Raw genomic sequence first — 13173 nt, 5'->3', positions numbered from 1 at the left:
GGACGGGTGGCATAGCCCGGGCTTTTCCACATTCAGACCCGGTCCGATGCACGAAAGGGGCACAGAGGGCCACGGCCCGGACACGTCGGGCCGTCACGTCAGGCCGTCACGTCAGGCGAAGAGGTCCCCGTGCTCGGCCACCCGCTCGAGGACCTCCTCGAGACGGAACTGCTCGAGACCGAACGGGTCCTCGGCGCCCGCCTCGACCTCGGTCCAGGTCACGGGGGTGGCCACGGTGGGCCGCTCACGGCCCCGCAGGGAGTAGGGCGAGACGGTGGTCTTGGAGCCGTTGTTCTGCGACCAGTCCAAGAAGACCTTGCCGGGTCGCTTGGCCTTGGTCATCGTGGCCGTCACCAGCTTCGGCAGCTCGGCCTGCAGCCCCTCGGCCACCTCCTTGGCGAGCGCGGTCGTCGCGTCCGAGCCGCGGCGCCGGCCGGGCAGGTCGGCATACAGGTGCAGCCCCTTGCTCCCGCTCGTCACCGGCCGGCACTCGAGACCGCGCTCGGCCAGCTCGTCGCGGACGCGCAGCGCCACCTGGCAGCACTCGTGCAGCCCCGCCGGCTCGCCGGGATCCAGATCGATGACCAGCCGGTCGGGGTTGCGCGGGCGGCCGTTGCGCCCCACCGTCCACTGGTGCACGTGCAGCTCCAGCGAGGCGAGGTTGACCAGCCAGGTCAGCGTGGCCAGGTCGTCGACGATGGGGAAGACGATCTCGTCGGCGCCCCGAGACGAGGCGCCGGCCCGCGACCCCGTGGTCGGCACCTTCACCGTGCGCACCCACGACGGCGTCCCGGGAGGCGTGTTCTTCTCGAAGAAGCTGCCGTCCTGCACCCCGTGCGGCCACCGGATCCGGGTCACCGCCCGGTCGGCCAGGTGCGGCAGCAGCACCGGCGCGACCTGCGCGTAGTAGTTGAGCACCTCGCCCTTGGTGGTGCCGGTGCTCGGGTAGAGCACCTTGTCGAGGTTGCTGATCTTCAGGCGCCGGCCGTCGACCTCGACCTGGACGTCGCTCATCTGCCGATCGCGATCCGGGCCGTCGGGGTCGCCTCGATCCGGCGCATCAACGCGCGCATGAAGGGCCGCGGCACGCTCACGCAGCCGGCGGTCGCCCCGGAGCCGTTGACGTGCAGGAAGATCCCGGACCCGCGGTGGCGGACCTGCTTTCGGTTGAAGCCGGTGACGACGGCCCACTCGTACTGCCGGCGATAGTCGAGCAGCCGCTCCGAGGAGTTCGGGTCGCTGGCCGGCAGCCGCCAGCGGAAGCCACCCTGGCGCTTGTTGCGGTAGCGGTTGTAGAACCGCGAGGCGTTGTCCTGCACCCAGTAGTCCCCCTGACGGACGCGCCGGTAGGGCAGGTCCCAGGTCTTCCGCGGGGCGTGCATCCCGAACGCCGAGGGCAGCGCGTAGGTCCCCAGCGGCGTCGTCCCGGTCCCCTGCCGGCGGCGGTGGCCCGGCACCAGTCCGCCGTACCCGATCCGGCCGTCGCGGGTGCGCATCTCGGCCCTCCACCCGCTGTCGGTGCGCACCCACCAGGTCACCCGCGCGTGGTGACCGCGCGTGGGGTTCACGGTCAGCACCTGGCGGGTCTTCGGGCCCATCCGGACGGGCACCCCGTCGAGACGGGTGGTCATCGAGCCGCCGGGCCCGGGGCCGGGAGCCGCGGCCGGCGTGGCGGCGGGTACGGCGAGCGGGGCGAGCGCGAGCGCGGCGACGGCGGCGACGCGGGCGAGCAGTCGGGGCATCAGAGGTCCTCCGGTCCGAGGTCGGGGCGGGTGCCACGGTACGACGGCTGGCGCAGCCGGCCCTGCCCGCCGAGCCCGAGCGCCTCCACGTCCACCACGACGACGGGCTCGACCCAGGTGGTGCCGAGCGCGTCGACGCGCGGGATCGGGTCGGCGAAGGGGCTGCTCGCGCGGGCCAGCGGGCCGAGCTGCTCGAGCAGCGCCGGACCGGTGCGTCCGGTGATCCCGCTCCCGACCCGCCCGCGGAACACCAGCCCGTCGGGCGTGGGCTCCCCCACCAGCACGGCACCGAGCCGGGTGTCCGACCCGGTCTCCGCGCGCCAGCCGCCCACGACGTACGACGTGCGCCGCCGGTGCGGGAACTTCAGCCACGCCTTGCTGCGCGCCCCGGGCTCGTAGCGCGAGGAGCGCCTCTTGCTGACCACGCCCTCGAGGCCCTGGGCGGCGGTGGCGCGCAGCAGCATGTCGCCGTCGTCGTACCACGGGGGCACCTGCCAGGTCGCCGACCCGACCCCGAGGCCCTCCAGCAGCTCACGGCGCTCGGCGAGCGGGCGGCGGGTGAGGTCGTCGCCGTCGAGGGCGAGCAGGTCGAAGACGATGAACGTGACCGGGTTGGTCGTCGCCAGGGCGGCCGCGCGCCGGGCGTTGCGCACGTGCATCCGGTCGCCCAGGGCGGCGAAGGTCGGAATCCCGTCGGCGAAGGCGACGACCTCGCCGTCGAGGAGCGCCGAGCGGCCCAGCAGCCCCTCGGGGGGCTCCTGCAGCTCGGGGAACGACACCGTCACGTCGTTCTCGTTGCGGCTGGTCAGCCGGACCACTCGCCCGGAGTCGGCGTCAGAGTCGGCGTCGGGATCGAGGCGGGCCAGCACGCGCATGCCGTCCCACTTCACCTCGTGCACCCAGTCGTCGCCGGTCGGGACGTGGGAGCCGCGGGTGGCGAGCATCGGGCGCATGGGTCGCATTCTCACAGGCTTGGGGGCAGCGCACGGAGGGTAGAGAGGGCAATACTGGTCCGAGGGTCGGCCGACGGTGTGCGAGAAGGGTGCGAGGAATGCGTGCGATCTGGAAGGGCGCGGTCTCCTTCGGGCTGGTCAGCGTGCCGGTGAAGCTCTATGCCGCCACCGAGTCCCACGACGTGTCGTTCCGCCAGGTCCACGCCAAGGACGGCGGGCGGATCAAGTACCAGCGGATCTGCTCCATCGACGGCGAGGAGGTGGCCTACGCCGACATCGCCAAGGGCTACGAGACCGAGGACGGCGAGATGGTCATCCTCAGCGACGAGGACATGGCCGAGCTGCCGTCGACCTCGAGCCGCGAGATCTCGGTGGAGAAGTTCGTGCCCACCGAGCAGATCGACCCGCTGCTGCTGGAGAAGTCCTACTACCTCGAGCCCGAGAAGGCCGGCGCCAAGGCCTACGCCCTGCTGCGCCAGGCGCTCAAGGACGCCGACCGGATGGCGGTCGTCACGGTGGCGCTGCGGCAGCGTACGACGGTCGCGGTGCTGCGGGTGCGCGACGACGTGATCGTGCTCCAGACCATGATGTGGCCCGACGAGGTCCGCAAGCCCGACTTCAACATCGACACCGGCGAGGTCAAGGACTCCGAGGTGAAGATGGCGCACATGCTCGTCGAGACCCTCGCCGGCGACTTCGACGCCAGCGAGTTCGAGGACGACTACGCCGGCGCCGTGGAGGCGCTGGTCAAGGCCAAGATCGAGGGCGGCGAGGTCAAGCGCACCGAGACCTCCACCAAGTCCTCCGGCGAGGTCGTCGACCTGCTCGCCGCCCTGCAGCGCTCGGTGGACGCGGCCAAGACGGCCCGGGGCGAGAAGCCGGCCGAGGACGCCGAGGACACGGAGGACGCCGAGGACGAAGCCCCTCGGAAGTCGACCGCCAAGAAGGCGGCCGCGAAGAAGGCCCCGGCCAAGAAGACCCCCGCCAAGGGCACCGCCAAGAAGTCCGCGGCGAAGAAGGCCCCCGCCAAGAAGGCCCCCGCCAAGAGGACGCCGGCCAAGAAGGCCAGCTGACCCCGCCTGCCCCGCCGGCGATGATTCTCGCGCGGCACACCGGTCGGACCTCGCAGCACACCCACTCGTTGCGAGGAGCAGATCCATGACCGTGTCCACCCCCGCCGGCGCCCCCTGCTGGATCGAGTTGTTCACCTCCGACCCCGACGGAGCGGTCGACTTCTACCGCGACCTCCTCGGCTGGGAGGCGACCGCGCCGTCCGAGGAGTTCCACGGCTATCGCCTGTTCCTGCGCGACGGTGCTCCGGTCGGCGGCTGCATGGACAGCGCCGGCATCGACGCCGGCCCGACCGCCTGGTCGGTCTACCTGCGCACCGACGACGTCCTCGCGACTGCGGAGCGGGCCCGGGCCCACGGCGCCACGGTGCTGGCCGGTCCGATGCAGGTCGGCGGCGCCGGGCACATGCTGGTGGTCCGCGACCCGGCCGGCGCCGAGATCGGGGCCTGGCAGCCGTCGGACCACCCCGGCTTCACCGACGTCGGAGCGGTGGGCGCCCCCGCCTGGTTCGAGACCTACAGCACCGACTTCAAGGCCTCGCTGGGGTTCTACCAGGACGTCTTCGACTGGCGGACCGAGACGCTCAGCGACTCCGACGAGTTCCGCTACGCCCACGCGCTGCACGACTCCGAGCCGCTCGCGGGCATCATGGACGGTGGCCTCCTGACCCCCGACGCCACCTCGCACTGGATGTTCTACGCCCGCGTGGACGACGTCGACGCCGCCCTGGACCGGGTCGGCGCGCTGGGCGGCCGGGTGCTGCAGGGCCCCGACGACACGCCGTACGGCCGGCTCGCCGCGGTCGCCGACCCCGCCGGCGCCGCGTTCAAGCTCGTCGCCGCTCCCCTGGGCTGAGCCCGACGGCTCAGTCGGCGTCCCAGCGGAAGAGCCGGGCGGCGATCAGCGTGACCACGATCGCGAAGCCGGCCAGGATCGCCATCGGCTGACCGATGCCCGCCCAGCCCTGGTCGCGCACCATCACGTCGAGCATCCCGTCGTTGAGGTGGCGCAGCGGCATCAGGCTGCTCACCGTCTGCAGCCACCCGGGTGCTCCGTCGAGGGAGAAGAACGACCCGGAGAGGAAGGCCATCGGCAGGACCAGGAAGTTGGCCATGTTGACCGCCCCCTCGGTGGTCTTGGCCACCGCGCCGGCGAGCAGCCCGACGGCCATGAAGCACAGCGTGCCGACCACGACCAGCGGGATCGCGAGCGGCCAGGACCCGGTCAGCTTCAGGCCGAACGCCGCCACCCCGAGCCCGAGGAAGATCGCCATCTGCACCAGAGCGATCCCGACCGTGACCGCGATCCGGGCCGCGACCACCGTGCGGGTCGAGACCGGCGCGAGCTGCAGGCGGCGCAGCAGCTTGCTCTGCCGCCAGCCCTGGAGGGTCGCCGCGGCGCCGAAGCTGGCGCTCATCGCGACCGCCCAGCCGAGCAGGCCGGGCGTGACGAACTGGATGGTCTCCAGCGAGTCGTCCTCGACCCGCTCGGTGCGCAGGGCGTACGTCGGGGGGCGGCCCGACGCCGCGACGTTGGCGCCGTCGACGAACGCCTGCAGAGCCCCGCGGGTGATCGCCGCGGCCGTCTGGTCGGTCTCGGTGTAGTGAGCGACCAGCTCCCCGTCCACCGTCTCCCCGTCCACCATCTGCAGGGCCACGTCGGCGTCGCCGGTGCGCACCTCGTCGACGGCCCCTGCCGCGTCGGTGGAGCGGGTCACCTCGAAGGTGTCCTCGAACGCCGCCCGGGTCGCGGCGTCGAAGTCGTCGATGAGCGAGACCTCCCCCACCTGGATCAGGTCGATGCGCGACTGCGTGGGGTTGGACAGCACCCCGCCGAAGAGCACCAGGAACATCAGCGGGAAGACGATCGCGAAGAACACCGAGCCCCGGTCGCGGAAGAAGCCCTTCGCGATGGCGGCCGACAGGCTGGTGAAGGCCCGGGCGCTCATGCGCGGTACTCCCGTCCGGTGAGGTCGAGGAACACGTCCTCCAGCGTCCCGGAGGTGACGCGCACGCCGTCGAGCCTGTTGGTCTCAGCCAGCCGGGTCAGCACCACAGCGGGCTCGCGCGAGGTGAGGACGAGGCCGTCCGGGTCGTCGGCCACCGCGCTCACACCGGGCAGCGCCGCCGCCTCGTCACGCGACAGCTGCCCGGGGGCCACGGTGATCCGGGTGGGCGCGTCGAGGTCGCGCACCAGCGCGGCCGGCGAGTCCAGGCGCAGCAGGCGGCCGTGGTCCATCACCGCCACCCGGTCGCAGAGCACCTCGGCCTCGTCCATGTAGTGCGTCGTCAGCACCACCGTGCGGCCGGAGTCGTTGAGTCCGGAGAGCAGGTCCCACAGGTTGCGGCGCGCCTGCGGGTCCAGGGCCGCGGTGGGCTCGTCGAGGAAGACCAGCTCGGGGTCGTGGACCAGGGCGCAGGCGATCGAGAGGCGCTGGGCCTGGCCTCCGGAGAGATCCTCGACGCGGGCGTCGGCCTTGTCGCTGAGCCCCACCCGCTCCAGCCACTCGTCCGCGGCGCCGGCCCGCACGCCGTACAGCGCGGCGAAGGTCTGGATCTGCTCGCGCGTGGTGAGCCGCTCGAAGAACGACGACGCCTGCAGCTGGACGCCGATGCGCGGCAGCAGCGCGGGGTTGCGCGGCCACGGGCTCTCGCCGAAGACCCGGATCTCACCGGCGTCGGGCCGGCGCAGCCCCTCGATCATCTCCAGCGCAGTGGTCTTGCCGGCGCCGTTGGGCCCGAGGATCCCGAAGAACTCCCCCGCGCCCACGTCGAGGGTCACGTCGTCGACGGCGCGGAAGTCGCCGTAGAGCTTCGTCAGTCCCGAGACCTCGATGGCACTCATCGGGGCGGGCGGCGCTGGGCCCAGGGACGGACCGCCTCGAGCTGCGCGGAGAGGCTGAACAGCGTGGCCTCGTCGTCGGTGCGGCCCACCAGCTGGACGGCGGTGGGCAGCCCGTCGGGCGCCATCCCGGCGGGCACCGACGCGGCCGGGTTGCCGGCGACGTTCCACAGCGCGGCGTAGGCGATCGAGGGCATCGCGCGCAGGGCGGCACGGACCGTGCCCACGCCGTCGAGCACGCCGACCGGGCGGGGACGGTGGGCGGTCACCGGGGTGAGCAGCACGTCGACGGAGTCGAAGACGCGGTTGGCGCGCCGGGAGATGCGCTCGGTCTCGCGCAGCGCCCCCTTCAGCACCAGCGGCCGCACCCAGCTGCCGAGGCGATAGGTCTCCCGGGTCCGCCGCTCGAGGCGGTCGAAGTGCTCGACCTCCTCGGCCTCGGCGCGGATGCCGGCGAAGAACTGCGGGACGAACGCCGCGGTCGGGTCGGGATAGCCCGGGTCGACGCGGGCCACGTCGTGACCGAGGTCGGCGAGCAGGGCGGCGGTCTCCTCGACCGCGCGCACGTGCACGGGATCGGGGCGTACGCCGCGGGTCACGGGCTGCACCGACCAGCCGATCCGCAGCCGGCCCGGCTCGCGCTGGGCCGCCTCGGTGAACGACGGAGCGGGCCCGGCCCGGTAGAGGTCGGTGTCGACGTTGCCGCGGATGACGTCGTAGATGATCGCCGAGTCCAGCACGCTGCGCGTCAGCGGACCGGCGGTGCCCAGCGCCCACCACAGGTGCCGCATCGGCGCCGTGGTGACCCGGCCGCGCTGCGGCTTGAGGCCGAAGAGCCCGCACGAGGCGCTGGGGATCCGGATCGAGCCGCCGCCGTCCCCGCCGATCGCCGCGGGCACCATGCCGGTGGCGACGGCGACCGCCGTACCCCCGCTGGAGCCACCCGGCGTGCGCGAGGGATCCCAGGGGTTGCGGGTGATGCCCTGCGCGACCGACTCGGTGAACGGCCAGGCGCCGAACTCGGGCATCGTGGTCTTGCCCACGAGGACGGCGCCGGCCTCCCGCAGTCGGCGGACCAGCTCGCCGTCCTCGCCGACCGGCGTGCTGTTGCCGCGACCGCCGTACGTCGTGACGCAGCCCGCGACGTCGACCTCCTCCTTGACGGCGATCGGCACGCCGTGGAGCGGACCGGGCTCGGCGCCCGACGCGAGCGCGGCGTCGCGGGCGTCGGCGTCGGCGCGCGCGGCGTCGGCCAGGACCACGCTGAACGCGTTCAGCGCAGGGTCCCGCTCCGCGATGCGCTCCAGCGAGGCGTCGACCAGCCTCCGAGAGGAGGTCTCCCCCTCGCGCACCCTCCGGGCTTGCTCGGCCACACCTGCCTCGACGGACTGCTCCAGCGCCATGGCCTCAGCCTAGTCAGCCGGAGACGCCTCCGGGGCTGGAAGCAGAGGGTCGACGGCGCCTGTCTCGATCATTTCCCGCGCCATCGCCTGCAGGAAGGCGACCACCGCCCCGCGCGCCTGGGACGGCACCGCCTCGGCGATCTCCCGCATCCGCTCGTGCATGGCTCCCAGCCGGGTCCGGACCTCCTCGCGCGCGTGCGGGGTGGAGGTGACCACCACCGAGCGGCGGTCGCTCGGGTGGGCTGCGCGGACGAGGTGACCCGAGGCGGTGAGCCGGTCGAGCAGCTTGGTGGTGGACGCGGTCGAGATGCCCAGATAGGCCGCCAGCTCACGCGGGGTCGTCCAACCGGCCGTCCGCTCCGAATCAATGACATGACGCAGCGCCTGGACATCGGTGACGTTCATCCGCATGGTCGCGCTCAGCCGCCGGCGCATCTCCTGGTCGGCACGTGTGAAGTCGCGCAGAGCGACCAGCAGCTCACGGACGCCGGCGTCGTAGGACGCGGTCATCCGCGGCTCCGGCATCGGGGGCTGGTCGGCGGTCACCTGAGATACCTTACTTTACGAGTTACTAGTTTATCTAGTAATCTCGCTGGCACCGACGATGGAGCGAGGGATCCCATGACGAGTTCGACCGACCGGCGGGCAGCCACCGGTGAGGAGCCGGCCGACGAGGTCGTGCTGCTCGACGACGACGGCCGTCCCATCGGCAGTGCCCCCCGCGGTGAGGTGCACACCCTCGACACCCCGCTCCATCTGGCCTTCTCGTGCTATCTCTTCGACGACGCCGGCCGTCTGCTGCTCACCCGCCGCGCGCTGTCGAAGCGCGCCTGGCCCGGGGTGTGGACCAACTCGTTCTGCGGCCACCCCCGCCCGGGCGAGGAGAGTGTGCAGGCGCTGCAGCGCTACGCCGCCCACGAGCTCGGGCTCGAGGTCACCGACGTGGTCAGTCTGGTGCCGGACTTCCGCTACCGCGCGGTGGACGCCTCGGGGATCGTGGAGAACGAGGTGTGCCCGGTCTATGCCGCCCGGACCACCGGCTCCCCCGCCCCGCACCCCGACGAGGTGATGGACCTGCACTGGGTGAGCATCGACGAGCTCCGGGCCGCCGCCGAGGCCGCCCCCTGGGCGCTCAGCCCGTGGCTGCTCGAGCAGCTCCCCCGCATCGAGGCGGCCGGCTGGCCCGCGGGCGAAGGCTCACGATGACCACCCCGGCCGACGTCCAGGGCGTGCTCGACCGGGTGCTCGCCGATGGAGCCGCTCGCGGCGCCACCCTCGGCGAGGACCACGTGGCGCTCTGGACGGCCCTCGCCGACGCGACCCGCGGTGGCAAGCGCTTCCGCCCCGCCCTGGTGGCAGCGGTCCACGACTGCCTCGTCCCCGACGCGGACGAGGAGGCGCGCGCCGCCGTGGCCGCGGTCGGCGCCGCCGTCGAGCTGCTGCACACGGCCTTCGTGATCCACGACGACGTCATCGACGGCGACGACACCCGACGGGGCCGGCCGAGCGTGCCGGGACGCTTCATCGGTGACATCCGCGAGCGCGGCGCCGAGCCCCGCGCGGCGCGGGGCTACGCCGTCGCCGGTGCCCTCCTGACCGGCGACCTCGCCCTGGCCGCGGCCATCCGCACCGTCGCGACCTGCCCGGCTCCCCCCGAGGTCATCCGCGCCCTTCTCGACCTCTTCGACCACGCGCTGCACGTCTCGGCGGTCGGCGAGCTCGCCGATGTGCGGATGAGCCTGGACCTGGGCCGGGCCGACCCGTCCCTGGGCCCCTCCCTGGGCGAGGTGCTGACGATGGAGGAGCACAAGACGGCCGTCTACTCCTTCGAGCTGCCGATGCAGGCGGGTGCCGTCCTCGCCGGCGCCGACCCGGCGACCGTCACGGGCCTGGGCCAGGTGGGCCGCCAGCTCGGGGTCGCCTTCCAGCTCCTCGATGACCTGCTCGGCGTCTTCGGCGACCCGGCCCGCACCGGCAAGAGTGCGCTCGGCGACCTGCGCGAGGGCAAGCGCACCCCGCTGATCGTGCACGCCCGCACCACCACGACCTGGCCCGAGATCGCGGCCCACCTCGGCGACCCCGCCCTCAGCGAGCAGCAGGCCGACGTCGTACGACGCGCGCTCGAGGCCGGCGGCTCGCGCGCGTTCATCGAGCAGCTCGCCCAGGGCTACCTCGAGGCCGCCGTCGCCCAGGCGGCGGAGCTGGGCGCCGTCGATCTGACGAACTGGGTCGGCGCCATGTCTGACGAGCTCCTGAAGGGGGCAGCATGAGCGGCATGGGCCTTCGAGAGCGCGTCGCCGGAGCCGGGACGTCCCCCCGCAACGGGGTCGCCCCGGCCTACCTGACCTACGACGAGGTCGCCGAGGCCACCGCCGCGCTCGTCATCCGCGCCTACTCCACGTCGTTCGGGATGGCGTCGCGGCTCCTGGCCGAGCCGATCCGCACCCACGTGCGCAACGTCTACGCGCTGGTCCGGGTCGCCGACGAGATCGTCGACGCCCCCCGCCCCGGCGGCACCCACGAGGCGCAGGCCCGCCTGCTCGACGAGCTCGAGGCCGAGACGCTGTCCGCGATGGGGTCGGGTCACAGCGCCAACCTCGTCGTCCACGCGTTCGCCCGCAGCGCGCGTCGGTGCGGCATCGGCGCCGAGCTGATCACGCCGTTCTTCGAGGCGATGCGCACCGACCTCGTCGTCGACCGCCACGACCCGGAGAGCTTCGCCCGCTACATCTACGGCTCCGCCGAGGTGGTCGGGCTGATGTGCCTGCGGGCGTTCGTCACCGACCCGGCGGCCGCCGCGGGCTACGACGAGCTGGCTGCCGGCGCGCAGCGCCTGGGCGCGGCGTTCCAGAAGATCAACTTCCTGCGCGACCTGGCCGGAGACCACCACGAGCTCGGCCGCCGCTACTTCCCCGACCTCGACCCGGCCCGGCTCACCGACGCCCAGCGCGACGCGCTGCTCGACGACATCGACGCCGACCTCGCGGCGGCCGCCCGGGTGATCCCCCGGCTGCCCGACAGCAGCCGCCGCGCCGTCTGCGCCGCCCACGCCCTCTTCGCCGAGCTCTCGCGCCGGATGCGCGGGGTGCCCGCCACGCGCATCCGCACCGAGCGGGTCCGCGTCCCCAACCCCGTCAAGGCGCGCGTCATCGCCGCCTCCCTGCTGAGAGGTGCCCGATGAGCCGCCCGCCCGCCCCCACCGCGATCGTGATCGGCGGCGGGATCTCGGGGCTCGCCACCGCCGCCCTGCTCGCCCGCGACGGCTGGTCGGTCGACCTGCTCGAGCAGCGCGACGAGGTGGGCGGCCGGGCCGGCTCCTGGGAGAGCGGCGGCTACCGCTTCGACACCGGCCCGTCGTGGTACCTCATGCCCGAGGTCTTCGAGCACTTCTTCGAGCTGATGGGCACCTCGGCCGCCGAGCAGCTCGATCTGGTCCGGCTCGACCCCGGCTACAAGGTCTTCTTCGAGAAGTACGACGAGCCCGTCGAGATCCGCGACTCCGAGGAGGCCAACGTCACCCTCTTCGAGTCCCTGGAGCCGGGCGCCGGTGGCCGGCTGCGCAGCTATCTGGCCTCGGCCCGCGAGACCTACGACATGGCCGTGCAGCGCTTCCTCTACACGAGCTTCGAGTCACCGCGCTCGCTGCTGCACCGCGACATCCTCGCCCGGGGCCCCCGGCTCGCCCGGCTGCTCACCCGCTCCCTGGCCACCCATGTCGCCGGCAGCTTCTCCGACCCTCGGCTGCGCCAGATCCTCGGCTACCCGGCTGTCTTCCTCGGCTCCTCGCCCGACCGGACGCCGAGCATGTACCACCTGATGAGCTGGATGGACCTGGCCGACGGCGTTCTCTATCCCCAGGGCGGCTTCACGCAGCTGATCGACGCGATCGCCGGCCTGGCTCGCGACCACGGCGTGCGGATCCGCACCGGCGCGGAGGTCACCGCGATCACCACCGCCCCGGTCGCCGGTCTGGGACCGACGGGTGCTCGTCGTAGGCGCGGCTCCCGGGCGAGCGCCACCGGCGTCGTCCACCGCGGCGCCGACGGCGTGGAGCGCGAGCTCAGCGCGGACGTCGTGGTCGCGGCCGCCGACCTGCACCACGTCGAGACCCGGCTGCTGCCGGAGTCGCTGCAGACCTACCCCCAGACGTGGTGGGACCGTCGCGACCCGGGCCCCGGCGCCGTGCTGGCCTACCTCGGCGTCCGCGGCGGGCTGCCGGAGCTGGAGCACCACTCGCTGTTCTTCACCGACGACTGGGACGCCAACTTCTCCGACATCTTCGGCTCGCCGTCGCGGGTGCCCGACCCGGCGTCGGCCTACGTCTGCAAGCCGTCGGCGACCGACCCCGGCGTCGCCCCCGACGGCTGCGAGAACGTCTTCGTGCTGGTGCCCGTGCCCGCCGACGTGACGCTCGGCCGCGGCGGCGTGGACGGCGCAGGCGACCCGATGGTCGAGAAGATCGCGGACGCCGCGATCGCCCAGGTCGCCGCCTGGGCGGGGATCCCCGACCTGGCCGAGCGGATCGAGGTGCGCCGCACGGTGGGCCCCGGCGACTTCGACCACGACCTCAATGCCTGGTCCGGCGGGGCGCTGGGGCCCGGGCACGTGCTGCGCCAGAGCGCCTTCCTGCGCGCCGGCAACGTGTCCAAGCGCGTCGACGGTCTCTTCTACGCCGGCTCCAGCACGATCCCGGGCATCGGCCTGCCGATGTGCCTGATCAGCGCCGAGCTGGTGCTCAAGCGGCTGCGCGGCGACCGCTCCACCGGGCCCGCGGGGGCCGCCGCGCCTGCTCCGGGACGAGGGGCCGCATGACCGAGTGGCTCTACCTGCTCGCGATCCTCGCCTCGACGTTCTGCATGGGGCTCGTCGACCGGCGCTGGACGCTGTTCCTCTTCGCGCGCCCGGGCCGGGCGCTGATCGTGCTGGGGGCTGGCCTGGTGCTGTTCCTCGCCTGGGACCTGGTCGCGATCGCCCTCGAGATCTATGCCCGCGGCGAGTCGTCGGCGATGACCGGCATCGAGTTGGCGCCCGAGCTGCCCCTGGAGGAGCTCTTCTTCATCGTGTTCCTCTGCTATCACACGATGGTCGTGCACGGACTGGCCCTGCACGTGCTGCGGCGGCGCGGCGCTCGGCCCGCGCCGACCCATCGGGCGGTGGCCTGAG

Annotated in this window: 14 protein-coding genes; 7 read left to right on the top strand and 7 right to left on the bottom strand. The window is 73.2% G+C overall.

Annotation, left to right across the window (positions count from 1 at the left end):
• Positions 1-111: 111 nt before the first annotated feature.
• From ligD (ACYU7L_RS11280) to ligD (ACYU7L_RS11270), 3 genes are read right to left on the bottom strand one after another with little or no spacing between them, the layout of a single operon-like run.
• Positions 112-1014: a non-homologous end-joining DNA ligase gene (ligD, locus tag ACYU7L_RS11280; protein WP_460796362.1), complete on the bottom strand. Its 903-nt coding sequence runs from the start codon at positions 1012-1014 to the stop codon at positions 112-114.
• On the bottom strand, positions 1011-1742 hold the full coding sequence (locus tag ACYU7L_RS11275) for a L,D-transpeptidase family protein (RefSeq protein WP_460796361.1): 732 nt from the start codon (positions 1740-1742) through the stop codon (positions 1011-1013). The genes ligD (ACYU7L_RS11280) and ACYU7L_RS11275 overlap by 4 nt, the downstream gene beginning before the upstream one ends.
• The gene (gene ligD, locus ACYU7L_RS11270; RefSeq protein ID WP_460796358.1) at positions 1742-2695 is read right to left on the bottom strand and encodes a non-homologous end-joining DNA ligase; all 954 of its coding nucleotides are present in this window, start codon (positions 2693-2695) and stop codon (positions 1742-1744) included. The genes ACYU7L_RS11275 and ligD (ACYU7L_RS11270) overlap by 1 nt, the downstream gene beginning before the upstream one ends.
• Before the next feature lie 98 nt (positions 2696-2793).
• Here ligD (ACYU7L_RS11270) and ku point away from each other — a divergent pair, with 98 nt between their 5' ends.
• A complete protein-coding gene (gene ku / locus ACYU7L_RS11265; RefSeq protein WP_460796355.1) occupies positions 2794-3768 on the top strand; it encodes a non-homologous end joining protein Ku in 975 nt (324 codons plus the stop codon).
• An 85-nt stretch (positions 3769-3853) separates the two neighbouring features.
• The gene (locus ACYU7L_RS11260) at positions 3854-4621 is read left to right on the top strand and encodes a VOC family protein (RefSeq protein ID WP_460796351.1); all 768 of its coding nucleotides are present in this window, start codon (positions 3854-3856) and stop codon (positions 4619-4621) included.
• Between the two features lie 10 nt (positions 4622-4631).
• Here the strand turns inward: ACYU7L_RS11260 and ACYU7L_RS11255 are convergent, their stop codons facing one another.
• The 4 genes from ACYU7L_RS11255 to ACYU7L_RS11240 are packed head-to-tail and all read right to left on the bottom strand — an operon-like array spanning position 4632 to position 8556.
• Entirely contained in the window at positions 4632-5714 is a 1083-nt protein-coding gene (locus ACYU7L_RS11255) for an ABC transporter permease (RefSeq protein ID WP_460796348.1), read from the bottom strand.
• Entirely contained in the window at positions 5711-6610 is a 900-nt protein-coding gene (locus ACYU7L_RS11250; RefSeq protein WP_460796345.1) for an ABC transporter ATP-binding protein, read from the bottom strand. Before ACYU7L_RS11250 ends, ACYU7L_RS11255 begins: the two co-directional genes overlap by 4 nt.
• Positions 6607-8010, bottom strand: a complete 1404-nt coding sequence (locus tag ACYU7L_RS11245) for an amidase (protein WP_460796343.1) — start codon at positions 8008-8010, stop codon at positions 6607-6609. The genes ACYU7L_RS11250 and ACYU7L_RS11245 overlap by 4 nt, the downstream gene beginning before the upstream one ends.
• Positions 8011-8019: 9 nt before the next feature.
• Positions 8020-8556 carry a MarR family winged helix-turn-helix transcriptional regulator gene (locus ACYU7L_RS11240; protein WP_460796341.1) on the bottom strand — a complete coding sequence of 179 codons (537 nt, stop codon included), beginning with the start codon at positions 8554-8556 and terminating at the stop codon, positions 8020-8022.
• Between the two features lie 75 nt (positions 8557-8631).
• Between ACYU7L_RS11240 and idi the strand changes: the two genes are divergently transcribed.
• The 5 genes from idi to ACYU7L_RS11215 are packed head-to-tail and all read left to right on the top strand — an operon-like array spanning position 8632 to position 13172.
• Positions 8632-9216 (top strand): isopentenyl-diphosphate Delta-isomerase, encoded by a 585-nt coding sequence (idi, locus tag ACYU7L_RS11235; RefSeq protein WP_460796339.1) that lies wholly within the window; start codon positions 8632-8634, stop codon positions 9214-9216.
• Positions 9213-10280, top strand: coding sequence for a polyprenyl synthetase family protein (locus ACYU7L_RS11230; protein WP_460796337.1), 1068 nt, complete (start codon positions 9213-9215; stop codon positions 10278-10280). The genes idi and ACYU7L_RS11230 overlap by 4 nt, the downstream gene beginning before the upstream one ends.
• Positions 10277-11191, top strand: a complete 915-nt coding sequence (locus tag ACYU7L_RS11225) for a phytoene/squalene synthase family protein (protein WP_460796335.1) — start codon at positions 10277-10279, stop codon at positions 11189-11191. The genes ACYU7L_RS11230 and ACYU7L_RS11225 overlap by 4 nt, the downstream gene beginning before the upstream one ends.
• A complete protein-coding gene (gene crtI / locus ACYU7L_RS11220; RefSeq protein WP_460796333.1) occupies positions 11188-12822 on the top strand; it encodes a phytoene desaturase family protein in 1635 nt (544 codons plus the stop codon). Before ACYU7L_RS11225 ends, crtI begins: the two co-directional genes overlap by 4 nt.
• Positions 12819-13172: a lycopene cyclase domain-containing protein gene (locus ACYU7L_RS11215; protein ID WP_460796330.1), complete on the top strand. Its 354-nt coding sequence runs from the start codon at positions 12819-12821 to the stop codon at positions 13170-13172. The genes crtI and ACYU7L_RS11215 overlap by 4 nt, the downstream gene beginning before the upstream one ends.
• Position 13173 lies beyond the last annotated feature (1 nt).

The organism is Nocardioides pacificus (assembly GCF_054775955.1).
Note: the sequence above shows the minus strand (reverse complement) of the source record. Positions and strands in the feature narration are given on the sequence as shown.